This is a genomic window from Niveibacterium terrae, assembly GCF_048213115.1.
Lineage (GTDB): Bacteria > Pseudomonadota > Gammaproteobacteria > Burkholderiales > Rhodocyclaceae > Niveibacterium > Niveibacterium terrae.
Genome location: NZ_CP172404.1, coordinates 438,726 through 463,313 on the forward strand (window position 1 = coordinate 438,726; position 24,588 = coordinate 463,313).

At 65.2% G+C, this 24,588-nt stretch carries 22 protein-coding genes and 1 tRNA gene; 11 read left to right on the top strand and 12 right to left on the bottom strand.

Going from position 1 to position 24,588, the window contains the following annotated elements:
* Positions 1 to 78 precede the first annotated feature (78 nt).
* The 6 genes from ACHFB9_RS02050 to ACHFB9_RS02075 all read left to right on the top strand — a co-directional run bounded on the left by ACHFB9_RS02050 (position 79) and on the right by ACHFB9_RS02075 (position 6,103).
* Entirely contained in the window at positions 79 to 609 is a 531-nt protein-coding gene (locus ACHFB9_RS02050; RefSeq protein ID WP_417069320.1) for a 2-oxoacid:acceptor oxidoreductase family protein, read from the top strand.
* Positions 593 to 1,852 (top strand): transketolase C-terminal domain-containing protein, encoded by a 1,260-nt coding sequence (locus ACHFB9_RS02055; RefSeq protein WP_417069321.1) that lies wholly within the window; start codon positions 593 to 595, stop codon positions 1,850 to 1,852. Before ACHFB9_RS02050 ends, ACHFB9_RS02055 begins: the two co-directional genes overlap by 17 nt.
* 1 nt (position 1,853) lies before the next feature.
* Entirely contained in the window at positions 1,854 to 2,867 is a 1,014-nt protein-coding gene (locus ACHFB9_RS02060) for a thiamine pyrophosphate-dependent enzyme (RefSeq protein ID WP_417069322.1), read from the top strand.
* A 9-nt stretch (positions 2,868 to 2,876) separates the two neighbouring features.
* Positions 2,877 to 4,508, top strand: a complete 1,632-nt coding sequence (locus ACHFB9_RS02065; RefSeq protein ID WP_417069323.1) for an NAD(P)-binding protein — start codon at positions 2,877 to 2,879, stop codon at positions 4,506 to 4,508.
* 82 nt (positions 4,509 to 4,590) lie between these two features.
* Positions 4,591 to 5,094: a thiol peroxidase gene (gene tpx / locus ACHFB9_RS02070; RefSeq protein WP_417069324.1), complete on the top strand. Its 504-nt coding sequence runs from the start codon at positions 4,591 to 4,593 to the stop codon at positions 5,092 to 5,094.
* A 73-nt stretch (positions 5,095 to 5,167) separates the two neighbouring features.
* Positions 5,168 to 6,103, top strand: a complete 936-nt coding sequence (locus tag ACHFB9_RS02075; protein ID WP_417069325.1) for a carbohydrate kinase family protein — start codon at positions 5,168 to 5,170, stop codon at positions 6,101 to 6,103.
* 2 nt (positions 6,104 to 6,105) lie between these two features.
* Here the strand turns inward: ACHFB9_RS02075 and gluQRS are convergent, their stop codons facing one another.
* Positions 6,106 to 7,071, bottom strand: coding sequence for a tRNA glutamyl-Q(34) synthetase GluQRS (gluQRS, locus tag ACHFB9_RS02080; RefSeq protein ID WP_417069326.1), 966 nt, complete (start codon positions 7,069 to 7,071; stop codon positions 6,106 to 6,108).
* Positions 7,072 to 7,117: 46 nt separating this feature from the next.
* Between gluQRS and ACHFB9_RS02085 the strand changes: the two genes are divergently transcribed.
* A complete protein-coding gene (locus ACHFB9_RS02085; protein ID WP_417069327.1) occupies positions 7,118 to 8,998 on the top strand; it encodes a diguanylate cyclase domain-containing protein in 1,881 nt (626 codons plus the stop codon).
* A 93-nt stretch (positions 8,999 to 9,091) separates the two neighbouring features.
* Positions 9,092 to 9,310, top strand: a complete 219-nt coding sequence (locus ACHFB9_RS02090) for a hypothetical protein (RefSeq protein WP_417069328.1) — start codon at positions 9,092 to 9,094, stop codon at positions 9,308 to 9,310.
* A gap of 24 nt (positions 9,311 to 9,334) precedes the next feature.
* Here the strand turns inward: ACHFB9_RS02090 and ACHFB9_RS02095 are convergent, their stop codons facing one another.
* The 3 genes from ACHFB9_RS02095 to ACHFB9_RS02105 are packed head-to-tail and all read right to left on the bottom strand — an operon-like array spanning position 9,335 to position 11,729.
* Positions 9,335 to 9,619 (bottom strand): DUF3861 domain-containing protein, encoded by a 285-nt coding sequence (locus ACHFB9_RS02095; protein ID WP_417069329.1) that lies wholly within the window; start codon positions 9,617 to 9,619, stop codon positions 9,335 to 9,337.
* A 20-nt stretch (positions 9,620 to 9,639) separates the two neighbouring features.
* Positions 9,640 to 11,022, bottom strand: a complete 1,383-nt coding sequence (locus ACHFB9_RS02100; protein WP_417069330.1) for an ATP-binding protein — start codon at positions 11,020 to 11,022, stop codon at positions 9,640 to 9,642.
* Positions 11,019 to 11,729 (bottom strand): response regulator, encoded by a 711-nt coding sequence (locus ACHFB9_RS02105; RefSeq protein ID WP_417069331.1) that lies wholly within the window; start codon positions 11,727 to 11,729, stop codon positions 11,019 to 11,021. The genes ACHFB9_RS02100 and ACHFB9_RS02105 overlap by 4 nt, the downstream gene beginning before the upstream one ends.
* A gap of 376 nt (positions 11,730 to 12,105) precedes the next feature.
* Here ACHFB9_RS02105 and ACHFB9_RS02110 point away from each other — a divergent pair, with 376 nt between their 5' ends.
* From ACHFB9_RS02110 to ACHFB9_RS02120, 3 genes are read left to right on the top strand one after another with little or no spacing between them, the layout of a single operon-like run.
* Positions 12,106 to 13,191 (top strand): efflux RND transporter periplasmic adaptor subunit, encoded by a 1,086-nt coding sequence (locus ACHFB9_RS02110; RefSeq protein WP_417069332.1) that lies wholly within the window; start codon positions 12,106 to 12,108, stop codon positions 13,189 to 13,191.
* 12 nt (positions 13,192 to 13,203) lie between these two features.
* Positions 13,204 to 16,362 (top strand): efflux RND transporter permease subunit, encoded by a 3,159-nt coding sequence (locus tag ACHFB9_RS02115; RefSeq protein ID WP_417069333.1) that lies wholly within the window; start codon positions 13,204 to 13,206, stop codon positions 16,360 to 16,362.
* Positions 16,362 to 17,732 (top strand): efflux transporter outer membrane subunit, encoded by a 1,371-nt coding sequence (locus tag ACHFB9_RS02120; RefSeq protein WP_417069334.1) that lies wholly within the window; start codon positions 16,362 to 16,364, stop codon positions 17,730 to 17,732. The genes ACHFB9_RS02115 and ACHFB9_RS02120 overlap by 1 nt, the downstream gene beginning before the upstream one ends.
* Before the next feature lie 79 nt (positions 17,733 to 17,811).
* Here ACHFB9_RS02120 and ychF read toward each other — a convergent pair whose 3' ends face one another.
* From ychF to ACHFB9_RS02160, 8 genes are all read right to left on the bottom strand, one after another.
* Complete coding sequence (gene ychF / locus ACHFB9_RS02125) at positions 17,812 to 18,903, bottom strand: redox-regulated ATPase YchF (RefSeq protein WP_417069335.1); 1,092 nt, start codon at positions 18,901 to 18,903, stop codon at positions 17,812 to 17,814.
* Between the two features lie 22 nt (positions 18,904 to 18,925).
* A complete protein-coding gene (gene pth, locus ACHFB9_RS02130; RefSeq protein WP_417069336.1) occupies positions 18,926 to 19,519 on the bottom strand; it encodes an aminoacyl-tRNA hydrolase in 594 nt (197 codons plus the stop codon).
* A gap of 38 nt (positions 19,520 to 19,557) precedes the next feature.
* Positions 19,558 to 20,202, bottom strand: a complete 645-nt coding sequence (locus ACHFB9_RS02135) for a 50S ribosomal protein L25/general stress protein Ctc (protein ID WP_417069337.1) — start codon at positions 20,200 to 20,202, stop codon at positions 19,558 to 19,560.
* A gap of 100 nt (positions 20,203 to 20,302) precedes the next feature.
* Complete coding sequence (locus ACHFB9_RS02140) at positions 20,303 to 21,253, bottom strand: ribose-phosphate pyrophosphokinase (RefSeq protein WP_417069338.1); 951 nt, start codon at positions 21,251 to 21,253, stop codon at positions 20,303 to 20,305.
* A gap of 105 nt (positions 21,254 to 21,358) precedes the next feature.
* Positions 21,359 to 21,435 (bottom strand) — tRNA-Gln (locus ACHFB9_RS02145).
* A gap of 11 nt (positions 21,436 to 21,446) precedes the next feature.
* Positions 21,447 to 22,292 (bottom strand): 4-(cytidine 5'-diphospho)-2-C-methyl-D-erythritol kinase, encoded by an 846-nt coding sequence (gene ispE / locus ACHFB9_RS02150; RefSeq protein ID WP_417069339.1) that lies wholly within the window; start codon positions 22,290 to 22,292, stop codon positions 21,447 to 21,449.
* On the bottom strand, positions 22,292 to 22,852 hold the full coding sequence (locus ACHFB9_RS02155; protein WP_417069340.1) for a lipoprotein insertase outer membrane protein LolB: 561 nt from the start codon (positions 22,850 to 22,852) through the stop codon (positions 22,292 to 22,294). The genes ispE and ACHFB9_RS02155 overlap by 1 nt, the downstream gene beginning before the upstream one ends.
* Positions 22,849 to 24,564 carry a tetratricopeptide repeat protein gene (locus ACHFB9_RS02160; RefSeq protein ID WP_417069341.1) on the bottom strand — a complete coding sequence of 572 codons (1,716 nt, stop codon included), beginning with the start codon at positions 24,562 to 24,564 and terminating at the stop codon, positions 22,849 to 22,851. The genes ACHFB9_RS02155 and ACHFB9_RS02160 overlap by 4 nt, the downstream gene beginning before the upstream one ends.
* Between the last annotated feature and the right edge of the window lie 24 nt (positions 24,565 to 24,588).

A 24,588-nucleotide genomic window follows, 5' to 3' on the forward strand; every position in this document is an offset into this window, starting at 1 on the left:
GAATATAACAAGGGGGACACAATGTTTCAGGTTCGAATCCATGGACGGGGAGGGCAAGGGGTCGTGACCGGAGCGGAGATGCTTTCGATCGCGGCGTTTCTCGAAGGGCGACATGCCCAGGCTTTTCCGAGCTTCGGCTCCGAGCGCACCGGAGCGCCGGTTGTCGCGTTCTGCCGGATCGACGAGAAGCCGATCCGGCTGCGTGAGCCGGTCATGGATCCGGACGCGGTGATCATCCAGGATTCGACGCTGCTCCATCAGGTCAATGTGTTCGCCGGGCTGAGTCCGGACGGCTATGTGCTGCTGAACACAAACTCCAGCCTCGAGGATCTGGGTCTCGAAGAGCTCACCCGGCGCTTCCGGCCCGAGCGGATCGCGACGGTCTCGGCGACCGCTCTGGCTCTGCAGCACGTCGGCCGGCCCGTGCCGAACGTACCCTTGCTCGGCGCTTTCGCGGCGATATCCGGACTGATCTCGATCGAGTCGGTCGCCGCGGCCGCGCGCGAGAAATTCAAGCCTGCGGTCGCCGAAGCGAACATCGCGGCGGCCCGCGAAGCTTTCCGTATCGTCCGTGAAGAAATGGAGGCGGCCCGTGCTGAAGCAGACTGAAGGATCCCGTGCCGTTGCCGAGGTGGTGAGCCTGTGCCGGCCCGAAGTGATCTGTGCCTACCCGATCTCGCCGCAGACCCACATCGTCGAAGCGCTGGGCGAGCGGGTCAAGCGGGGCGAACTCACGCACTGCGAGTTCATCAACGTCGAATCGGAGTTCGCGGCGATGTCGGTCGCGATCGGCTCCTCGGCGGCCGGTGCGCGCAGCTATACGGCGACCGCGAGCCAGGGTCTGCTCTTCATGGCCGAGGCGATCTATAACGCGTCGGGCCTGGGCCTGCCGATCGTGATGACTCTGGCCAACCGTGCGATCGGCGCGCCGATCAATATCTGGAACGATCACAGCGATTCGATGAGCCAGCGCGACTGCGGCTGGATCCAGCTTTTCGCCGAGACCAACCAGGAGGCGGCCGACCTGCACATCCAGGCCTTCCGGCTGGCCGAGGAGCTCTCGGTCCCGGTCATGGTCTGCATGGACGGCTTCATCCTGACCCACGCCTACGAGCAGGTCGATATCCCCGAGCAGGCCCAGGTCGATGCCTTCCTGCCGCCTTACTCGCCGCGCCAGGTCCTCGATCCCGACGAGCCGGTTTCGATCGGCTCGATGGTCGGCCCGGAAGCCTTCACCGAGGTGCGCTACCTGGCCCATGTGAAGCAGACTCAGGCGCTGGACGAGCTGCCCAAGCTCGCCGCGGACTTCAAGGCGATCTTCGGCCGCGAATGCGGCGGGCTGGTCAGGCCTTACCGTATCGATGACGCCGAGACCATCGTCGTTGCGCTCGGTTCGGTGCTGGGCACGATCAAGGACACCGTCGATGCGATGCGCGACGAGGGCATCAAGGTTGGCGTGCTGGGCATCGTCTCGTTCCGGCCTTTCCCGGCCGAGGCGGTCCGTGCCGCGCTCGCGAAGGCGCGCCGCGTCATCGTGCTCGAGAAGAGCTTTGCGCTGGGGCTGGGCGGAATCGTCGCGACCGACGTGCGGCTCGCGCTCGATCAGCTCGCGACCCGCGTCTATACGGTGATCGCCGGCCTGGGCGGTCGGCCGATCACGCGTGCCGCGCTGCGTCTGGCCATAGGCGAAGCCCACCAGGACAAGCTCGAAGCGCTGCACTTCCTGGATCTCGACCAGGCCTGCGTCGAACGCGAACTCGAACGCGAGCGCGCCTCCCGCCGCTCCGGGCCGATCGCCGAAAACGTGCTGCGCGACCGCTTTGCCGCTGCTCAGACTGTCCGAGGGGAATGAGATGAGCTTTGAAGCACTGAAGTTCTACCAGACCGGAACCTTCACGGTCGGCAACCGCCTGCTGCCCCCCGAAGCCCGCTGCGTGCAGTCGGACATGGGGCGCACCAACTCGCTGAACTCCGGCCACCGCGCCTGCCAGGGCTGCGGCGAAGCGCTCGGCGCGCGTTATGCGATCGATGCGGTGATGCGCGCGACCGACCGGCAGATGGTCGCGGTCAATGCGACCGGCTGCCTGGAAGTGTTCTCGACGCCCTACCCGGAGACTTCATGGCAGGTGCCGTGGATGCACTCGCTGTTCGGCAACGCGGCGGCGGTCGCGACCGGCGTCGCGGCGGCGATGAAGGTCAAGGGGAAGAGTCATATCCGCGTGATCGCGCAGGGCGGCGATGGCGGCACGACTGACATCGGCCTCGGCTGCCTGTCGGGGATGTTCGAGCGCAACGATGACGTGCTCTACATCTGCTACGACAACGAGGCCTATATGAACACCGGCGTGCAGCGCTCGTCGGCGACGCCTCCGGCGGCGCGGACCGCGACGACGATGGCGGTCGGTGAGGAGCCGGGCAATGTCTTCGGCCAGGGCAAGGATCTGCCCCGGATCGCGATGGCGCACGGCATTCCGTATGTCGCGACGGCGACGGTCGGCGATCTGCACGACCTCGAATACAAGGTCAGGCGGGCGATGACTTTCCACGGTGCGCGCTACATCCACATCCTCGTACCCTGTCCTCTGGGCTGGGGCGCGGCCTCCCACGAGACGATCAAGCTCGCGCGTCTGGCCTGCGAGACCGGTCTCTTCCCGGTCTTCGAGGCCGAGGCCGGGGAGGTGACTTCGGTGCTGCCGATTCGCCATCAACAGCCGGTCGAGGCCTATCTGCAGCTGCAGACGCGCTTCGGCCACCTGTTCGGCCCTCATCCGCGTCCCGATCTCGTCGCGCGCTACCAGGCGATCGCCGATGCCAACATCCGCCGTTTCGGCCTGCTCGGGGCCGGCGAAACTGAAACCGTCCGTTAGGGGGAGAAGATGGACAAGCCTTTTGCGATCACGCTCGATGTCGGCTCCTCGCTCGCGAACAAGACCGGCTCCTGGCGCACCCTCCGTCCGGTCTATGTCAAGAATCTGGCGCCCTGCAACCATGCCTGTCCGGCCGGAGAGGATACCCAGGGCTGGCTCTTTCACGCCGAGAGCGGCCACTATGAGCAGGCCTGGCGCACCCTGGTCCAGGACAATCCCTTCCCGGCCGTGATGGGGCGGGTCTGCTACCACCCCTGCGAAGGGGCCTGCAACCGCGGCAAGCTCGATGCGGCGGTCGGCATCAACTCGGTCGAGCGCTTTCTCGGCGACGAGGCGATCCGCCGCGGCTGGCAATTCGATCTGCCCGAGGTGCGCAGCGGCAAACGCGTTCTGGTCGTCGGTGCCGGGCCTTCCGGCCTCGCCGCCGCCTATCACCTGCGCCGGCTCGGTCATTCGGTCACGATACGCGAAGCGGGGCCGGCGGCCGGCGGCATGATGCGCTTCGGCATTCCGAAGTACCGCCTGCCGCGCGAAGTGCTCGACGCCGAGATCGCCCGGATTGCCGCGATGGGCGTCAGGATTGAGCTCGGCGCCGGGGTGCACAACATCCTCGATGCGATGAAGGACGGAGGCTTTGACGCGTCTTTCCTCGCCGTCGGCGCCCACCGCGCGCGGCGCGCGGCGATCCCGGCCGGCGAGACGTCGCGCATCCTCGATGCGGTGACGGTGCTGCGCGGCATGGAAGGCGAAGAGAAACCGCAGCTGGGGCGGCGGGTCGTCGTCTACGGCGGCGGCAATACCGCGATCGACATGGCGCGGACCGCGAAGCGGCTCGGCGCGGATGAGACGATCATCGTCTATCGCCGCACCCGCGCCCAGATGCCCGCCCACGATCTGGAGCTCGAAGAGGCGATGCAGGAGGGGGTCATCGTCAAATGGCTCTCGGTGATCTCCGAAGTCGGCGAAGGCGAGATCAAGGTCGAGAAAGTCGAGCTCGACTCCGAAGGCCACCCGGTTCCGACCGGGGAGTTCGAGACGCTGGCTGCCGACACCGTCGTGTTGGCTTTGGGTCAGGAGGTCGATCTGTCGCTGATCGAAGGCGTTCCAGGCCTCGTCTGCACGAATGGCGTCGTCGAAGTCGGCCCCAACATGATGACCGGCCATCCGGGCATCTTCGCCGGCGGAGACATGGTGCCGTCCGAGCGCACCGTGACCGTCGCGATCGGGCACGGCAAGCTCGCGGCGCGGAACATCGATGCCTGGCTGCGCGGGGCGGTCCATGAGGGCGAGAGCGAGCGCGAACTCGCGAGCTTTGAGCGCCTCAACACCTGGTACTACTCCGATGCGCCGAAGACGCTGAGGCCTATCCTCGACATGGCGCGTCGGCAGACCAGCTTTGACGAGGTTCAGGGCGGCCTGGACGAGAAGACCGCGCTGTTCGAGGCAAGACGTTGCCTGTCCTGCGGAAACTGTTTCGAGTGCGACAACTGTTACGGAGTCTGTCCGGACAACGCGGTGATCAAGCTCGGCGCCGGACTCAAGTACGCGTTCAACTATGACTACTGCAAGGGCTGCGGAGTCTGTGCCGAGGAGTGCCCGTGCGGCGCGATCACGATGGTGCCCGAGCCGGAAAAAGCCTAGGCGGGAACTGTCTCGCCTGAATGTTGCCCGAGGGGTGCGGGGCGTCGGAGGCCTCGTCCCCTTTCAATCTCAAGGAGTTCTGATGACTACTGTGACACTGGGCGGAAACCCCGTCGAAGTGAAAGGACGTTTCCCTGTCGTCGGCGTCGTGGCGCCGGATTTCGCGCTGACGGGCGGCGATCTGCAGGATCATTCCCTCGCCGACTATGCCGGCCGCCGCAAGGTGCTCAACATCGTGCCTTCGCTCGACACCGAGACCTGTGCGGTCTCGACCCGCAAGTTCAACGAGAAGGCGGCTTCGCTCGCCGACACGGTCGTGCTGGTGATCTCGGCCGACCTGCCTTTCGCCGCGAAGCGCTTCTGCACTGTCGAAGGGCTCGCGAATGTGATCCCGCTGTCGACCTTCCGCAACGGTGAAGCCTTCAAAGAGGCCTATGGCGTCGATATCGCGAGTGGTCCGCTGGCCGGCCTCGCAGCGCGCGCGGTCGTCGTGCTCGATGCTGACAACACCGTGCTGCACGCCCAGCTGGTCGGCGAGATCGCGCATGAGCCCGATTACGACGCGGCGCTTGCGGCCTTGAAGTGAGACAGGCCGGCCGGTGGCCTTTGTTGCCGGCCGGCTCCCGTAGAATGGCGACTTTGCCCATTGTGGAGCTGTTATGTCCGTCCTCATCTGCGGATCGGTCGCCTACGACACGATCATGGTCTTCCAGGATCAGTTCAAGAAGCACATTCTGCCCGAACAGATCCACATCCTGAACGTCTCTTTCCTGGTTCCCGAGATGCGCCGCGAGTTCGGCGGCTGCGCCGGCAACATCGCCTATGCGCTGAAGAAGATCGGCGGCTCTCCGCTGATCATGGCGGCGGTCGGCGAAGACGCCGGCCCCTACCGCGCCCGGCTCGCGGCTTTGGGCATTCCCGATACCCACGTCCGCGAAGTCGTCGGCGCCTTCACCGCCCAGGCCTTCATCACGACCGACCTCGACGACAACCAGATCACCGCTTTCCACCCCGGGGCGATGGGCTATTCGCATCTGAATCACGTCGAGGATGCGCGCGGAGTCTCTCTGGGCATCGTCGGGCCGGACGGGCGCGATGGCATGCTCCAGCACGCTCAGGGTTTCTATGAGGCGGGAATCCCCTTCGTTTTCGATCCGGGTCAGGCGATGCCGCTGTTCTCGGGCGAGGAGTTCCTGCAGTTCCTCGAATGGGCGAGCTGGTGCACGCTCAACGACTACGAAGCGCATCTGCTCTGCGAGCGGACCGGCCTATCGCTGGAAGAGATTGCGTCCCGCGTCGAAGGCCTGGTCGTGACGCGTGGCGGCGATGGCTCGACGGTCTATTCAGGCGGCGCAGTGAGCCGGGTTCCGGCCGTGCCCGCGCGCGAGCTGGCCGACCCGACCGGATGCGGCGATGCCTATCGCGGAGGCCTGCTCTACGGTCTCGGCGAGGGCTGGTCGCTCGAAAAGTCCTGCCGTCTCGCGAGCGTGATGGGCGCCTTCAAGATCGAAGTGCGCGGGCCGCAGAACTACGCGCCGAGCTTGGAGGAGATCGCGGCCCGCTATGCGGCCGCCTACGGCGAAGCCTTGTTCTGATCTCAGGACGCCGCCAGGGTGGATTCGCTCTCTGGGCAATCCATCGCCGCCGGAGCGCTGAGCCGGCGCGGCAGCTTTGCCCGGTCCCAGTTCGCCAGGGCCCAGTCCAGCACTTGTCGGGGCGCCCAGCGCGGCGCATCAGCTGGCGGCTGCTGGCCCAGGAAGGTGAGCGCGGCGGCGAGCGCGGCGGCGGGGGCATTGCCCGTGATCGCCGGCGCTCGCGTTTGCTTCGAGAGCTTCTCGCCGTCGGCATTGCAGGCCACCGGCAGGTGCAGATAGCGGGGCTCCGGATAGCCGAGCAGGCGCTGCAGGAAGATCTGCCGCGGCGTCGAGGCGAGCAGGTCGGCTCCGCGGACGATCTCGGTGACCCCCTGCTCGGCATCGTCGACGACGACGGCGAGCTGGTAAGCGAAAAGCCCGTCGGCGCGCTTGAGCACGAAGTCGCCGACCTCTTCCTCGATGTTCTCGCAATGCCTGCCCTGCAGCAGATCCTCGAAGCAGAGTGTTTCCGGGTCGGTGCGCACGCGCCAGGCGCGGGCGCTTCGCCCTTCCGGCAGTCCCGCCCGACAGGTCCCCGGATAGCGGTGCGCGCCGTCGCGGGCGAGTCGTGAGTCGGCGATCTCGCGGCGGGTGCAGGCGCAGCCATAGAGTCGCCCCGCATCGCTGAGCCGCGCTAGCGCTTCCCGGTAGCGGTCGAGTCGGTGGCTCTGCCAGACGATCTCCCCATCCCATTCGAGGCCCAGGTTCGCGAGCGTTGCGATGATCCGTTCGTCGGCTCCGGCGACGTTGCGCGGAGTGTCGATGTCCTCGATCCTGAGCAGCCAGCGCCCGCCCTGCGCGCGCGCATCGAGCCAGCTCGCCAGCGCGGCGATCAGCGAGCCGAAGTGCAGAGCCCCGCTCGGCGAAGGCGCAAAGCGGCCGGTCGTCGGGTGGGACGCATTAAAGGAGTTTGTCTTTCTATCCGTCATATACACTTGAAAACCGGATCGAACAGGGAAGTGTAGCAAGTCCGCCATGTCTTCCGAGCCGTCCAGCCCCTATCTCGCCGAAGCTTCCCTTGCGCTCAGACTCCGCATCGAGCGTGCCGCGCTGCTCGGCGAAGGATGCCGGCTGGCCGGACTGAGCGGAATCGTCGGTCTGGGCGTGATGGCCGCCAGCCTCGAACACTTCGGCGCGAGCCAGGTCTGGGTCTGGGCTTTGGCGATGCTGCCGCTCGCGCTGAGCAACCTCTATTTCCACCGCAAGCTCCGTTCTCCGGCGCTGTCCCCGAAGGCGCTCGCCCGGCTGGAACGCCTGTTCGTGATCCGCTCGGCCCTGTCGGGAATGGGCTGGGGCGGAATCGTCTTCCTGTTGCCCGACTCGCTGCCTGTGCTTCCCGCCGCGCTGATCGGCTTCGTGATGCTGGTGATCGCGCTGGGCAGCACGGCGGCACTGGCGGTCAGCCGCGCGGCCTATTACGTCTTCGTGATCCCGATGCTGACACCGCTGGCCTGGGTCTTCCTGCTCCGCTATCGCGCCGACATGCCGTTCGCGGGCTGGGGTTTCCTGGCCTTTTTGCTCTTCCTGCTCGGTTTTCACGAGATGTGCGGGCGCGCGCTGCTTGCCGCGCTCAAGCGGCGGGTCTGCAGCGAGGCTTTGGCCCGCGAGCAGCAGGTGATCTTCGACACCGCAGCCGAAGCGATCCTGCTCGTCAGGAACTCCCGCATCGTCAAGTGCAACCGGCGCTTCCTCGAACTGATGAGTGCGGACAGCGATGAAGTCGTTGGTACTCCGATGTGGGTCTGGCACGCCGAGACCGAGGACTGGAACCGCCACTGCGCGGCCGCGGCGGAGCTGGCCCGGCGCGGCGAAGCCTATAGCTATGTCGCGCCGCTGCGCTGCCGGAACGGCGACGTGTTCTGGGCCGAACTGACCGGCCGCTCCGTCGATCCGGCCCACCCCGAAGCCGGGGCGGTCTGGATGGGGTCGGACATTACACAGAGGCTTGCGACCGAGGCGGCGCTGCGCTCCAGCGAGGAGCGCTTCCGGCGCCTCGTCTCGATGTCCTCCGACCTGTACTGGGAGCAGGACGATCAGCTGCGCTTCACGCAGATTTCGGGGGCGGGGCTGGATCTGCTCGGTGAAGGCCTGACCGCCGTGATCGGAACCCACTTCTGGGAGTTTCCCGGGCTGGAGGGCGTTCCCGCCGAGCAGTGGGTCCTCCACCGCTCACTGGTCGAAGCGCGCAAACCCTTCCGCGACTTCGTGTTCCAGTTCGTCGACCGGGGGGGCGAGCGGCGCTGGTTCTCATGCAGCGGCAATCCGATCTGGGATGAACGGCAGAACTTCCTCGGCTATCACGGAGTCGCCTCCGAGATCACCGAGCGCATCCGCGCCGCCGAACGCTATCGGCATCTGGCCTACCATGACTCGCTGACCGGCCTGCCCAATCGCCGCCTGCTCGCCGACCGGCTCGAACAGGCGATCGCGCTGGCCCGCCGCCGCAACGCCCAGGTCGCGTTGATGCTGCTCGACCTCGATTCGTTCAAGGCGATCAACGATACCGATGGCCATGCGGTCGGCGACGCGGTGCTGGCCACGATGGCCCACAGGCTGCGCACCGCGGTGCGCGAGACCGACACGATCGCCCGGATCGGCGGCGACGAGTTCGTCGTGCTGCTGCCCGAGATCGAATCCGAGGACGCCGCGGTCGCGATCGCCGAAAAGATCATCGCGGCGGTGCGCGCCCCGCTCGACTCGCAGATGCGCAGCTACCGGTTGGGCGTCTCGATCGGCATCGCCTTCTTCCCGGACGATGGAGAGAACGGCGAGCGCCTGCTGCAGCAGGCCGATTCCGCGATGTACCGCGCCAAGGAGGCGGGCGGACACTGCAGCTTCTTCGCCCGGCACATCTGATCCGTAGCGGGTATGGGGGCTTGACGAATCAGCCCGGCTGCCGTCTCATTTGACTCTTCGTCATTTCTGGTAGCAAAGGAGTCGCGGGCTGTCATGAATGCTCAGAAGCTGTTCGCTTTTCTGCTCGCGACCGGATTGATTTGCGCGAGTCTGCTGATCGTCGATCTCGTCTCCGATGGCCTGCTCAGCTGGCTCTTCTCGGTCCAGCCCTGGGGGGTTGAACTGAGCGTGCGCATCGGCGTGTTCCTGGTGGCGACTTCGTCGCTCTGTGCCGCCTGGCTGATCCGCTGGCGCTATGTGAGCAAGGATTGATCCTGCTCCGCTGAGGCCTGTTGATTACGGCCTTCCCTTCTTCAGCGCCTTCATGAACTCGCCGAAGTGCGGCATCAGCGCATCGAAGGGCGGTGACTCCCGGTTGTCCAGCAGGGTTTCTCCGAAGAGCTTGAGCCCCAGACCGAATGCGGCCGCCGAGGCCGGGTCGAAACGTCCCTGGCTGCGGATGCGCTCGATGATGGCGAGGATCTCGTCGTGATTGCTCACTTCGAACTGCAGGGGGGCGCTGGCGGCTTCGTCCTGTTCCGCCAGGCGTTCGACGGTAATCCGGTAGCTATGTTTTTTCATTGAATTCCTCTGTAGTGGGTTCAGCGTGGAAGTTCCACCGTTGCGCTCAGGCCTTGTGCCGGCGCGCAAGAGAGCGTCAGCGTTCCGCCATGGGCTTCTGCGATCGCCTTCGCGATCGCCAGGCCCAGCCCTGTTCCTCCGGTGTGACGCGCACGCGAAGCTTCGAGGCGGAAATAGGGCTCGCAGACCTTTTCCAGATCGGCTTCGTTGATGCCGGGGCCGTTGTCGGTGATCGTGACCCGCACCGAAGAGCTGCTGTCTTCGACGCTGAGCGTGATCGTGCCGCCTCCGTAGAGCCTGGCATTGTCGAGAAGGTTGGCGAAGCAGCGGCGCAGCGCGTGCGGCCGCGCCAGGACGGGGCTTCGGGTCTTGCCGACCCGCTCGATCGTGGCGCCGAGCTCTTCCATGTCTTCGACGACGCTGTCGAGCAGCGTATCGAGCTGGAGCGGAACGACCGGCTCGACGTGCGAGCCGGCGCGCAGGAAGTCGAGCGTGTGGCCGATCATCGTGTCCATGTCGGCGAGGTCGTGCTCGATGCTCGTGCGCAGGGCCGGGTCGATGTCCGCTTCCAACCTCAGGCGCATCCGGGTGATCGGCAGGCGCAGGTCGTGCGATACCGCGGAGAGGGCCTGGGCCCGGGTGTCGATCAGGCGTTTGAGATCCCGCTGCATCGCATTGAAGGCCTGGGCAGCCAGGCGCACTTCCTCGGGGCCATTCTCGGGCAAGGGCGGCCGATTCAGATTTCGCGCCAGCCCCGACGCCGCATCGGCCAGATGGACGAGCGGGTGGGTCAGACGGCGCACGGCCCACAGCGAGAGCGCGGAGACCGAAAGGCCGAGCAGCACCAGAAGCGCGATGACGCGGTAGGGCAGGTCGGTCGGCGGTATCGGTAGCACATGGTGAAAGCTGACGACGGTGCCGTCGCGCAGCCGCACCTGGGCGACATAGGTGCGCGGCATCGCATGACCGTCGTGGCTCTGCGTGTGCCGCTTCCACTTTTCGACTCCCTCAGGGTGCAACACGAACATCAAGGCGTCGAGCGGCTCAAGAGACAACATCTGGATCGTCAGCGGGTGCTCGAGCTGCTGGGCAGCCTGGCGCGCGAAAGCCTGAGCGTCCTCGGAGGAGTCGACCTTGCCTTCGACCCAGGGCAGCGCGAAGGACAGAGTCGTCGGCGGAACGCTCAAGGCCTTGGCGAGACTGGGGCGGTTGATCGGTTTTGCGCCATCCAGGACGGTCGCGATCCCCCCCATGCGCTGGGCGGCATACTCAGACAGAAGCTTGTAATTGAGCCGGCCGCGGTCGTCGAGCAGCAGCCAGAGTCCGACGAACTGAACGACCAGCAGCCCGGCGAACAGGGCCAGCGCGAGCTGGCCGAACAGGGTTCGGGGCAGGAACTTCATCCGTGGCGCTCTACGTGCGTCGAAAAAATATAGCCTTCGCTGCGCACGGTCTTGATCAGCTCCGGGTCGCGCGCGTCGTCGCCCAGGCGGCGGCGCAGACGCGAAATCATCACGTCTATCGTGCGATCGAAGGGGCCGGCATCGCGTCCCGCGAGCGCGTCCATCAGCTGGTCGCGGGAGAGGACGCGGTTCGGCGATTCGGCGAGCAACTGCAGCAGGCGAAACTCGCCCGGCGAGAGCACGACGACGACACCGTCCGCGCCGATCAGATTGCGTCCGGCCAGGTCCAGGGTCCAGCCGGCGAAGTGCAGCGATCTGAACGGGGGGCTGCCCGCTTCGTGTTCGTCGATCCGGCGCAGGATGTTCTTGATCCGCGCCAGCAGTTCGCGGGGCTGGAAGGGTTTGGCCAGATAGTCGTCGGCGCCCATCTCCAGTCCGATGATGCGGTCCATGTCGTCGCCGCGCGCCGTCAGCATCAGGATGGGCAGGCGGGAACTCGTCCGCAGCTTGCGGCACAGCGTCAGACCGTCTTCGCCCGGCAGCATCAGATCGAGAATCAGCAGGTCCGGCTGGAACGCGGTGAGCTGCTCGCGCATTGCGACACCGTCGCATGCGCTCGCGACGGCAAAGCCCTGATTGCCCAGATAGTTGCTCAACAGCTCGGTCAGTCCGGGATCGTCATCGACGACCAGGATTTTCTTGTCCATCGAAAAAGCCTCGTAGCTCCAATTCGGTGCGTGATGGAGCGAACGATAGCGGGGTTCATGAGCGCAGGCCATATGCATTTACACGGCATTCACAAAAAGGCGTCCTTTTGGCGACGGGTGGGTTCGTCTTTCACAAACGGTTTACATGCTGGCTCTAGAGTGGCCCATCGAAATTTGCCCCGAACGGCTTGCGCCCGGATCGCCGATCCGCGTGCCCGAATCCTGCCGGGACTTTCCGTCGGACAAGAAGAGGTTGGCCATGCGCTCGCGTATCGATCGTGACAACAGATGCAATAAATCCGTATTCCCCTTATTGATTTTGTGCTGCCTGGGTTTGGCGGCCTGTCATGGCAATGACGCGAGGCAGGACAACTCCGTGCCCGAGGTGGGCGTCATCACCGTGCGCGCCAGGGAGTTCACGCGGACGACCGAACTGCCGGGGCGCACGACGGCTCAACTGTCCGCGCAGATCCGTCCGCAGATCGGCGGAATCATTCAGAAGCGGGTCTTCGCCGAAGGCGGCGAGGTCAAGGCCGGCGATCTGCTCTACCAGATCGATCCCTCCACCTATCAGGCCGCCTACGACAGCGCGAAGGCCAGCGTCGACAAGGCCAGGGCAACGCTCAATGCCGCGACGCTGAAGGCAAACCGCCTGAAGGACTTGCTGGCGATCTCGACCGTCAGCCGGCAGGATTTCGAGGATGGCGCGGCCGCGCAGCAGGAAGCGGCGGCGAGTCTCGCGCTCGCGAAGGCGGAGCTCGAGAGTGCGCGGATCAATCTCGCGCACACCCGGATCACTTCGCCGGTCTCGGGAAGAGTGGAGACCTCCTCGGTCACTCCCGGCGCGCTGGTGACCGCCAACCAGGAAACGGCGCTGACCACCGTTCAGCAGCTCGACCCGATCTATGTCGACATTCCCCAATCCAGCGTTCAGGTTCTGCAGCTGCGCAATGCGCTCGCGCGCGGCCAGATCAAGGATGCGGGCGGCGCGGGGCTGCCGGTCCGGCTGACCCTTGAAGACGGCTCTCCCTACAGATTTGCCGGCAAGCTGCTCTTCACCGGGGCCAGTGTCACCACCTCGACCGGAATGATCACCCTGCGTGCCTTGGTGCCGAATCCGGAGCATTTGCTGATGCCGGGCATGTATGTGAAGGCAAGGCTGGATCAGGGGGTTGTCAAGCAGGCCATCCTGGTGCCTCAGGAAGCGGTGACCCGGACCGACAGCGACGCGACGGTGCTCGTGGTCGGGCGGGACGGCAAGGCCGCTCAGCGCAGCGTCGCCGTCGCCGACGCGGTCGGTCATGACTGGTATGTGACCAGCGGCCTGGCGGAGGGAGAGAAGGTCGTCGTTGAGGGTCAGGCCAAGATCAAACCCGGACAGCTCGTCCACGCCTCGGAAATCGCCAGCGCGCCGCTCAAGGCCGGCAAGGCCGCGTCCGCAGCCAAGGTCTCGGCGAAGTAACGGAGAATTCTGATGGCACGTTTCTTTATCGACCGACCCATCTTTGCCTGGGTGATCGCAATCCTGATCTGCCTGGGCGGTCTGCTGTCCATCTTCAACCTTTCGCTCGAGCAATATCCGGATATCGCTCCTCCGCAGATCACGATCCAGGCCAGCTATCCCGGCGCTTCCGGATCGACCGTCGAGGAATCGGTCACCCAGATCATCGAGCAGGGCATGACCGGGATTGACAACATGCAGTCGATGTCGGCGACCAGCAGCTCCGATGGCAAGGCGAAGATCACGCTGGGCTTTGTCGCCGGGACCAATCCTGACGTCGCCCAGATGCAGACGCAGAACAAGGTTCAGCAGATCACCTCGCGCCTGCCCGCGGCGGTTCAGGATCAGGGGGTCACGGTCACCAAGTCGGGGACCGACTTCCTGTTGATCGTGGCGCTGTACTCGGACGATCCGAAGGTCACCGCGGCCGATGTCGGCGACTTCATGACGTCGAACCTGAAGGACGTGCTGAGCCGCATCAATGGCGTCGGCGAGGTCGTCGGGATGGGCGCGAGCTACGCGATGCGGATCTGGCTGGATCCGGGCAAGTTGCAGAAATACGCGCTGATGCCCTCCGACGTCACTTCGGCGCTGACGGCGCAGAACACCCAGGTGTCTGCGGGGCAGTTGGGCGGGCTGCCGGCGACGAGCGATCAGCGCCTCAACGTCTCGATCACGGCGCGGAGCAAGCTGCGCACCGTCGAAGAATTCAGCAATGTCATCGTCAAGGCCGCCAGCGATGGCGCGATCGTGCATCTGTCGGACGTGGCCAGGATCGAGCTGGGGCGTGAAGCCTATGTGATGCAGAACCGGTTCAAGGGCAAGCCCTCAGCCGGTATCGGCATAAGGCTTGCGACCGGCGCCAATGCGCTGGACGTGGCGAAGACGGTCAAGGCGAAGATCGCCGCGATGGAACCGTACTTCCCGAAGCACATCAAGTCGGCGATCACCTACGACACGACGCCCTTCGTCAAGATCTCGATCGAGGAAGTTGTCATCACGCTGATCGAGGCGATCCTGCTGGTCGTCGCGGTCATGTATCTGTTTATGCAGAACCTGAGGGCGACGCTGATTCCCGCCATCGCGGTGCCCGTAGTCCTGCTCGGAACGATGGGCGTGCTGGCGGTCTTCGGCTACTCGATCAACACGCTGACGATGTTCGGCCTGGTGCTGGCGATCGGTCTGCTCGTCGACGATGCGATCGTCGTCGTCGAGAACGTCGAGCGGATCATGAGCGAGGAGAAGGTTTCTGCGCGCGAAGCCACGCGGGAATCGATGCGGGAGATCACCGGAGCGCTGGTCGGCATCGCGCTGGTCCTGTCGGCGGTCTTCATTCCGATGGCCTTCTTCAGCGGATCGACAGGCGTGATCTACCGGCAGTTCTCGATCACGATCGTCTCGTCGATGCTGCTCTCGGTCTTCGTCGCAATGAGCCTGTCGCCGGCGCTGTGCGCAACGCTGATGCGCGCCTCCGATGTCGAGCACTATCTCGATGCGAAACCTCATGGCTTCATCGGCCGTTTCTTCGCGGGCTTCAACCGCTGCTTCAAGCAAGGGAGCGATCGCTACCAGTCCGGCGTTAAACATGTGCTGCAGCGTGGCAAGCGCTTCGCGCTGATCTATCTGCTGATCATCGCGGCGCTGTTCGTCACCTTCCAGCGCCTGCCGACCTCTTATCTGCCCGACGAGGACCAGGGGGCGCTGATGGCCGTCGTCCAGCTGCCGTCGGGCGCGACGCTCGAGCGAACCAATGCCGTTCTCGGCCAGCTGGAGAACTACCTGAGCAAGAGCCCCGATGTTGCCGCCTATATGACCCTCGTGGGCATGAACGGCGACCAGGCCTCGGCCAATGCCTTCATCCGGCTCAAGGACTGGAGCGAGCGCAAGGGCGATGCGCACTCGGCGATGACGCTGTCGCACCGGATGACCCGCGATCTCTCGACGATTCGCGATGCGCGCGTCTTCGTCATGCTTCCTCCGGTGATCCGGGGCTTGGGCAGCAGTTCCGGCTTCACGGTCGAACTGGAGGACAACGCCAACATGGGGCACGAGGAACTGGCCAAGGCCAGGGATCAGTTCCTGCAGCTAGCGCGGCAGAGCAAGGTTTTGACCGGAGTCCGGATGAGCGGGCTCGCCGATGTCGCGCAGTTTTCGATCGATATCGACGAAGGCAAGGCCGCGGCAATGAAGCTCTCCTCGGCGGACATCAACAGCACGCTGTCGACGGCGCTGGGCGGGAGCTACGTCAATGACTTCGTCAACAACAAGCGGGTCAAGAGAGTCTACGTTCAGGGCGATGCGCCGTTCCGGATGGGGCCGGACGACATCATGCAGTGGCATGTCCGCAACAGCGACGGCGAGATGGTGCCTTTCTCCGCCTTCGCCCGGACGAGCTGGAGTTATGGTTCGCCGCGCCTGGAGCGCTACAGCGGCATCGCATCCTATGAGATCGTCGGCTCTCCCGCGCCGGGCTACAGCTCCGGGGATGCGATGAACGCGGTCGAAGAGATCGTCAGCAAGTTGCCCCGCGGCGTCGGCTTTGAATGGGCCGGTCAGTCCTTCCAGGAAAAGATGGCGGGCTCCCAGGCGCCGATGCTCTATGCGATCTCGATCGTCTTCGTGTTCCTGTGCCTGGCCGCGCTGTACGAGAGCTGGTCGGTTCCGTTCTCGGTGATCCTGATCGTGCCGCTGGGCATCATCGGGACCATCCTGGCGACCTGGATGACCGGACTGGGCAACGACGTCTACTTCCAGATCGGTCTGCTGACGACGGTGGGCTTGTCGGCGAAGAACGCGATCCTGATCGTCGAGTTTGCGAAGGCGCTGCAGGACAAGGGACTGTCCTTGTTCGATGCGACGCTGCAGGCGGTTCAGCTCAGGCTGCGTCCGATCCTGATGACCTCGCTGGCCTTCATGTTCGGCGTTCTGCCCCTCGCTCTGAGCACCGGCGCCGGTTCGGCCAGCCGGCGAGCGATCGGCACCGGAGTTCTCGGGGGCATGGCCAGCGCGACGCTGTTGGGGCTGTTCTTTGTGCCGCTCTTCTTTGTCCTCGTCCGTGGCTTCTTCATGAAGAGAAAGCCGGTTTCGAACCGCGATTCCGTTGAATCCGCAACGATGCAAGGAGAAGCGTGATGCGTGCAGCGATAGCTTGTCTGCTGTTTCTTTCCGGCTGTGCCAACCTCGCTCCGGACTATGCGCGGCCCGCTTCTCCCGTTCCGGCGAGTATCGGCGGAGCGCCGACGGCGTCTGCGCTCGCCGATCCGCCCGCGTGGCGGGAGCTGATCGGCGACATCCGGCTCAGGGCTGTGGTGGAGCTGACGCTCGCGAACAACCGGAACCTGCGCATCGCGGCGCTGAACGTCGAGAAGGCGCGTGCCCAGTACCGGATCACCGATGCGGACCGCTACCCGACGCTCGATGCGAGCGTCGGGTCCAGCGCGGCGAAAAACGCGAACACGATTACCCGGAAGTATTCGGCCGAACTGGGGGTTTCCTATGAGCTCGATTTCTTCGGCCGTCTGAGGAACCTGAAGGATGCGGCGCTGGAGAGCTTTCTCGCCTCCGAGGCCAGCGGTCGCAGCACCCGGATCAGCCTGATCTCGGAGGTGACCGACGCGTGGCTGACGCTCGCTTCCGACCAGGCTTTGCTGAGCCTCGCCCGGGACACGCTGGACAGTCGCCAGAAGACGCTGGATCTGACCCGCAAGCAGAAGGATCTGGGCTATGCGACGGAGCTCGCCCTCGCGCAGCAGCAGGGCCTCGCCGAGACCGCACGGATCGACGTGGCGCGTTACCAGACTCTGGTCGTCCAGGATCGCAATGCGCTGATCCTGCTGGTCGGCCGCGAGCTGCCCGATGAGCTGCTGCCGGACGGCGCGGATGCGCTGAGCTCGGACGCGAACAAGCTGATCGAGGTTCCGGCCGGACTCTCTTCGGACGTGTTGTTGCATCGCCCCGACATCCTCTCGGCCGAACACTCGCTGAAGGCCAGCTACGCGGACATCGGTGCGGCGCGTGCCGCCTTCTTCCCGTCCGTATCGCTGACCGCACAGGGGGGGACGAGCAGCTCCAGCCTGGCGCAGCTGTTCAAGGCAGGCAGCGGCGCCTGGTCCTTCGCGCCGCAGATCACGGTTCCGATCTTCAATGCGGGCAGCCTGAAAGCCTCGTTGTCCAGCGCCGAAATCGAACGCGACATCCAGGTCGCGACCTACGAGCAGGCGGTCCAGACCGCGTTCCGCGAGGTCGCCGACGCGCTGGCGGAGCGGGAGCGCCTGGGCGAGCGCCTGCAGGCTCAGCGGACCCAGGTGGACAGCTACCGGAAAGTGCTCGAACTCACTCGCGCGAAGTACGCGAAGGGCTATAGCAGCACCCTCGATGTCCTCGATGCCGAGCGGACTTTCTATGGCGCGCAGCAGAGCCTGATCGCGCTGCAGCTGACCGAACAGCTCAACCGGATCGCGCTGTTCAAGGTGCTGGGCGGAGGTGGTGCGAAGGACGACTGAGTCCGGAAAACAAAAAAGCCCCGCGAGGGGCTTTTTTGCGAGCGGCAGCGGGGCGGGGCGTGAAGCCGAGCGTTTCAGCTCAGACGTTGAACAGGAAGTTCAGCACGTCGCCGTCGCGGACCACGTATTCCTTGCCTTCGGCGCGCATCTTGCCCGCCTCCTTGGCGCCCGCTTCGCCCTTGCAGGCGATGAAGTCGTCGAAGGAGATCGTTTGGGCGCGGATGAAGCCGCGCTCGAAGTCGGTGTGGATCACGCCGGCGGCCTGGGGCGCCGTGTCGCCCTTGTGGATCGTCCAGGCGCGCACTTCCTTGACGCCGGCCGTGAAATAGGTCTGCAGGCCCAAGAGGTCATAGCCGGCGCGGATCAGCCGGTTCAGGCCGGGTTCCTCGTAGCCGAGGTCGGCGAGGAACTCCATCTTGTCCGCATCGTCGAGTTCAGCGAGTTCCTGCTCGATCTTTGCGCACAGCGCGACGACCGGCGCATTCTCGGCCGCCGCGTGTTCGCGCAGGCGATCCAGATAAGGATTGTTCTCAGCGCCGTCCTCGAGCACGTTCGCGACATACATCGCCGGCTTGACCGTCAGCAGGCACAGCGGCTTGAGGAGAAGCTTGTCGTCATCCGACAGATCCAGGGTGCGGACCGGCTTGCCTTCGTTCAGGTGAGGCAGCACCTTTTCGAGCACGGCGACGAGCTTGCGCGCGTCCTTGTCGCCGGCCTTGGCCTTGTTCGTGTCGCGCTTGATCGTCCGTTCGACGACCGCGAGGTCGGCCAGCGCCAGTTCGGTGACGATGGTTTCTATGTCGGCGAGCGGATCGACGCGGCCATTGACGTGGACGACGTTCTCGTCGTCGAAGCAGCGCACGACATTGACGATCGCATCGGTCTCGCGGATGTTCGCGAGGAACTGGTTGCCCAGACCTTCGCCTTTCGAGGCGCCGGCGACGAGGCCCGCGATGTCGACGAATTCGACGATCGCGTGCTGGAGCTTCTGCGGCTTGACGATCTCGGCGAGCGCATCGAGTCGGGGGTCGGGGACTTCGACGATGCCGACGTTAGGTTCGATCGTGCAGAAGGGGTAGTTTTCCGCCGCGATGCCCGCCTTGGTCAGCGCGTTGAACAGAGTGGATTTGCCGACGTTGGGCAGGCCGACGATGCCGCATTTGAGGCTCATGGTGGGGCTCTTCTGGATCGCGCTAGGCTGAGCGGAGTTTGGGTTTCGAATTGAGGGTCTGGGTCGCCTTTTCCCATTGACCCTGGGCGAGCAGAGGCCACGCGTCGAGCGCCCGGCCGATCGACTCGTCGATCAAGTCCTGCTCTTCGCGTCCGGGACGGTGCAGGACCCAGTCGACGACGCGGTTGCGATCGCCGGGGTGGCCGACACCGATTCTGAGACGCCAGAAATCCGGGCTGGACAGGTGGGACTGGATGCTCTTGAGGCCGTTGTGGCCGCCATTTCCGCCGCCGCATTTGAGCTTGAGCTGGCCGGGGGGGATATCCAGTTCGTCGTGGACGACCAGGATCTCGCTGGGCAGGATGCGGAAGAAATGGGCGAGCGCTCCGACCGATTGGCCAGAGTTGTTCATGAAGGTCTGCGGCAGCAGGATGTGCACGCCTGAACTGCGCGCGTTCCCAACCAGACCGTGGAAGCGCGACTCGGCCGACAGCGTGACGCCAAGCTCGCGAGCGAGCATCTCACAAAACCAAAACCCGGCATTGTGCCGGGTTTCGACATATTCGGCCCCCGGATTGCCGAGACCGACGATCAGTTTGGGCGCAACAGGCGTCATTCCGTCCTCGGTTCAGACAAACGGGGGCAGGCCAGGACTTAGGCCTTGGCTTCGGCAGCGGCGGCCGAAGCAGCGGCGCTTTCCGCGGCGGCGGCCGCTTCAGCTTCCTCTGCGGCGACGTCGGCGCGGGTCTTCAGGATCGCCGCGACGACCGGGTCACCGTGGACGAGCACGGTAACGCCTTCCGGCAGCTTGATGTTCGAAACGTGAAGCGGCGTGCTGGCGGACAGGCCCATCAGGTCGACCGTCAGGAATTCCGGCAGGTTGCCCGGCAGGGTTTCGACTTCAAGTTCGGTCAGAACGTGCGAGACGACGCCGCCGTCAGCCTTGACGCCCGGAGCGACATCGGCGTTGACGAAGTGCAGGGGCACCTTGATGTGCATCTTCGCGTTCGGATCGACGCGCTGGAAGTCCAGGTGCAGGATCTGCTGGCGGAACGGGTGCCATTGTGCGTCGCGCAGAACCACGGTGTCCTTTTCGGTGCCGAAGTCGGCGACCAGCATGGACGAGTGGAAAGCTTCCTTGCGCAGCATGTGGTAGAGCTCGTTGTGATCCAGTTCGATCTGGACCGGGGTCTTGCCGGCGCCGTAGATGATGCCGGGAACCTTGCCAGCGTGACGCAGGCGGCGGCTCGCACCCGTGCCCTGTTCGACGCGCTTGGCGGCATTGAAAGTGATGGCCATTTTGATACTCCGTTGGGTTGTCCGCGACCAGACAACCGGGTTGTGAGCCCGGCCGAAATGGCCGGGTCGATGCGGATCCGCTTCTGCGAACCCGCGAAAATCAGTCGGTGAAGAGGGAGCTGACGGACTGCTGGTTGTTGATGCGCATGATCGTGTCGGCGAGGAAGTCGCCGATCGAGATCTGGCGGATCTTGCTGCAGGCCCGCGCCTCTTCGCGCAGCGGGATCGTGTCGCTGACCACGAGCTCGTCGAGATCGGATTCGGTGACCCGGCTGATCGCCGCACCCGACAGAACCGGGTGGGTGATGTAGGCCAGCACCTTCTTCGCGCCGTTCGCCTTCAGTGCCTGGGCGGCCTTGCACAGCGTGCCGGCGGTGTCGACGATGTCGTCGACGATCACGCAGGTGCGTTCCCTGACGTCGCCGATGATGTTCATCACTTCGGAGACGTTGGCTTTCGGGCGGCGCTTGTCGATGATCGCGAGGTCGCATTCGAGCTTCTTCGCAAAAGCACGGGCGCGAACCACGCCGCCGACGTCAGGCGAGACGACCATAAGGTTGTCGTCGCGATGGCGCTGGAGGTCATCGAGCAGGACGGGGGAAGAATAGATATTGTCGACCGGGATGTCGAAGAAGCCCTGGATCTGGTCGGCGTGAAGGTCGACGGTCAGAACGCGCTGGACGCCGACGGCCTGCAACATGTTTGCGACGACCTTGGCCGTGATTGGCACCCGCGCGCTGCGCGGACGACGATCCTGACGGGCGTAGCCGAAATACGGGATCGCGGCGGTGATCCGGGCGGCGGAGGCGCGCTTGAGCGCGTCAGCCATCACCAGGAGTTCCATCAGGTTGTCGTTGGTCGGATAACAGGTCGACTGCAGCACGAAGACGTCTTTACCGCGGACGTTTTCAAGCAGTTCAACATTGACTTCGCCGTCGGAGAAACGACCGACGGTTGCCGCGCCGACTGACATGCCAAGCCTTCTGACAACGTCCGACGCGAGTTTGGGATTGGCGTTGCCGGTGAATACCATCAGGCTGCCGAAAGCCATGACTAACCCCTATCTGCTCAGGTTTTTCACGGCCGGCCGCACCGCCTGCCGTGCTCGAAACGCGCTACAAATGGATCGGGCAGGCCGCAGCCTGCCCGATCTATCTGGCTGGGGAGGAAGGATTCGAACCTTCGCATGCCGGAATCAAAATCCGGTGCCTTAACCAACTTGGCGACTCCCCAAGAAATCCGTATTACTGATCCGAATCCGCCCAGTCGAAGAGTGGATGCCTGTCGAGGCTCTCGGCGATCCACGCCTGGGTTCCACTGGGTAGTTTTGCAACGAGCTTCCGGGCCTCGGAGGCGTCTGCGCAGCGCAGGAACACCGAGCTTCCCGATCCGCTCATTCTTGCCTCACCGAACGCACCGAGCATTTCAATCGCAGCGTCGACCTCCGGAAAGAGGCGGCGAGCAACGAGCTCAAGGTCGTTCCGGGTTGGCAGTTCCGGAAAGCGTGCGATTATCGTGGGTTCCGTGTCCCGTGTCAAATCATCAGCAGTAAAAATTTGCCCGGTCGGCACCGCGACCGGCGGTTCAACGACGACGTAGCAGGCGGGGGGGAGGGAGAGCGGTTGGAGCTTCTCTCCGACGCCCTGCGCGAAAGCGCTCTGCCCGAACAGGAAGAAGGGGACGTCGGCGCCCAGAGTGAGGCCCCACTGCTGGAGCGTTTCGCGCCCGATACCCAGGCCCCAGAGCCGGTTCAGGCCCAACATCACGCTGGCCGCGTCCGAGCTGCCGCCGCCCAGACCTCCGCCCATCGGCAGCTTTTTCTCGACCGCGATGTCTACGCCGAAGCGGCTGTTCGTCCTCGTCTGCATCAGGCGTGCCGCGCGGACGACGAGATCGGACTCCTCAGCAACGCCCGCAAGCGTGCTCGTTCGGTGAATCGCGCCGTCCTCGCGCCTCGTGAGGGTGATCCAGTCACCATGGGCGAGCATCCGGAAAGCGGTTTCCAGCAGGTGGTAGCCATCGGGGCGGCGGCCGACCACATGCAGGAAAAGGTTGATCTTCGCCGGAGCGAAGACGCGAACAGAGGACATCAAGGGGCTCCCAGCGACCATTTTTCAATTCTGAGCCGAACGCTCAGCGAATCCTGACGGGCTTCGATCAGCGCCGGAAGCTGCGCACCTCCGGGGGCTTCGCCCCAGGCCTGGTAGGCGAGGTGCCAGCCCGAATCCTCGAAAGAGCTCAACGGTTGGTCCGTCGTTCCGGCTTCGCGCGAGGCTGGTCTGGCCCGCACCCAGTCGGCGAAACGGCGCAGCGGCAGAGGAATGCCGATCAGCCGGCGGGCGAGCTCGGCATCGTCGTCTTCCGCGATGTGGCGACCGTCGGCGAGGTCCGCCGTGCCCCCGCGCGGGTTCAGCGCGATCTCGGCGATCGTCTGGCCCAGCGCGGTCTCCAGGTGAGCGCGGTCCTCGCCTCCGGCGTGGGACCAGGAGATCCTCAGCACCTCGGCCTTGCCGCCCTGGCGCACGACGATGCGCCCGGTCAGTGCGAAGTCGCCGCTGTCGTGCAGCGTGAGCGGAGCGGGCGTGGGCAGGCTGGCGCAGGCCGTGAGGCACAGAGCGCCGGCGCAGCACAGGATACGGAGTGCTCTCATCGTTCGAAACGCTTGATCGTGCGCGCCAACTCTGCGTTGTCCGGATGCTTGTGCAGCGCGTCTTGCCAGATGCGCTGCGCATCCTCCTTGCTGCCGCTGTGCCACAGCACTTCGCCGAGGTGGGCGGCGATTTCGGGATCCGGGCGCAGCGCGAAAGCGCGCCTGAGTTCGGTCAGCGCGGCGGCTAGATCGCCTTTCCGGTACAAGGCCCAGCCCAGGCTGTCGAGGATGAAGCCGTCTTCGGGCGAGAGCTCGTGCGCCTTGCGGATCAGGCTTAGCGCTTCATCCAGCCGCTCGTTGCGGTCGGCCAGCGAATAGCCCAGCGCGTTATAGGCCTGGGGGTCGTTCGGGCGGGCTGCGATCAGGTGGCGCAGCTCTTTCTCCATCACCTCGGGGCGGTCGGTCAGCTCGGCGAGCAGCGCGTGGTCGTAGAGCAGATCGAGATCGTCGGGCGTCTGGGCGAGCTGGGTGTCGAGCAGCGCGAAGGCCTCCTGGGGCTGGTTCATCTCGCGCAGGATCTGGGTCTCGGCGAGCAGGAAGGAGCGCGCTTCCTTGGGCGAGCTCTCGCGCAGACTCTTCAGCTCGGCGCGCGCACCGGCCAGATCGCCGCCCTTGGCCTGTAGCAGCGCGGCGCGCGCCTGGGCGGACGGGCGCTGGGCGCCGCCGACCTGGCGGTAGATCGCAATTGCGTCGGCTTCGCGCTTGCCGTCCTCGTAGATCTGCCCCAGCTGAATCCGGCTCGCATCGGCGTCGGCACCGCCTTGTTCGATGACTTTCTTCAGCAGCGGCTCGGCCTGGGCGCTCTTGTTGCTCTGGATCAGCAGCAGCGCGTGCATATAGGTGAGCTCAGGATCGTCGGGGTTCGCGGCGGCGAGCGCAGCGAATTCCCTGAGCGAGGCATCGAACTGCTTGTCGGTGGCCAGCAGGCCCGCATAGGCTTTGCGGGCCGCGCGGGCTTCGGGAGCGCGGGAGACGAAGCCGCGCAGGAAGGAGATCGCCTCCTTGGTCTTGCCCGCCTGCTGCAGCAGCTGGGTCTTGAGCAGCGCGGGCGCCTCCCAGTCGCGGCGAAGCTCCAGAGCCTTGTCCAGCTCGGTGAGCGCCGCTTCGCGCTCGCCCGCGTTGAAGGCGGCGTGAGCGCGCGCGAAATGGGCTTCCGGAGCCTTGGGATAAGCGGCGGTCAGACGATCGACGCTGCGGCGGACTTCGGCCTTGTCCGGGTAGCGGGCGAGGATGCGGTTCAGGTTCAGCAGCACCGCTTCAGGGCTCTTCCCGGCGCGCGCGAGCAGCCGCGCGAGCAGCGGTTCGACCTCATCGAGTTTGCCCATCCCTCCGGCGAGCAGACCGGTCAGGATCTGGATCGCGTCCTCGGAGTCCGGGGCTTCGGAGGTCCACAGCCTGACCGCTTCGAGCGCCTCGCGCTGCTTGCGGGCGAACAGCGCGATCTCGGTTGCACGGCGGGCGATGCGCGGGTCGCGGGTCGTTCGGGCCAGATCCAGATAGTTTTTGACCGACAGGGCCAGATCGCCCCGCGCTCCGGCGATCTCGGCGAGCAGGAACTGCTGGAGGATTTGCGGAGTCAGCTCCTGCTTGGGCAGGGTCGGATCCTCGACCTTGACGGGCTCGTCCTCGTCGGCGAGGGTGGGCACGCTGGCGCCCAGCAGCCCGGCTCCGATCAGGCAGGCGAGAAGGCGGCGAATCGATGAGCGCGGCATGGGGGAACTCCGGGAGGGATCCAG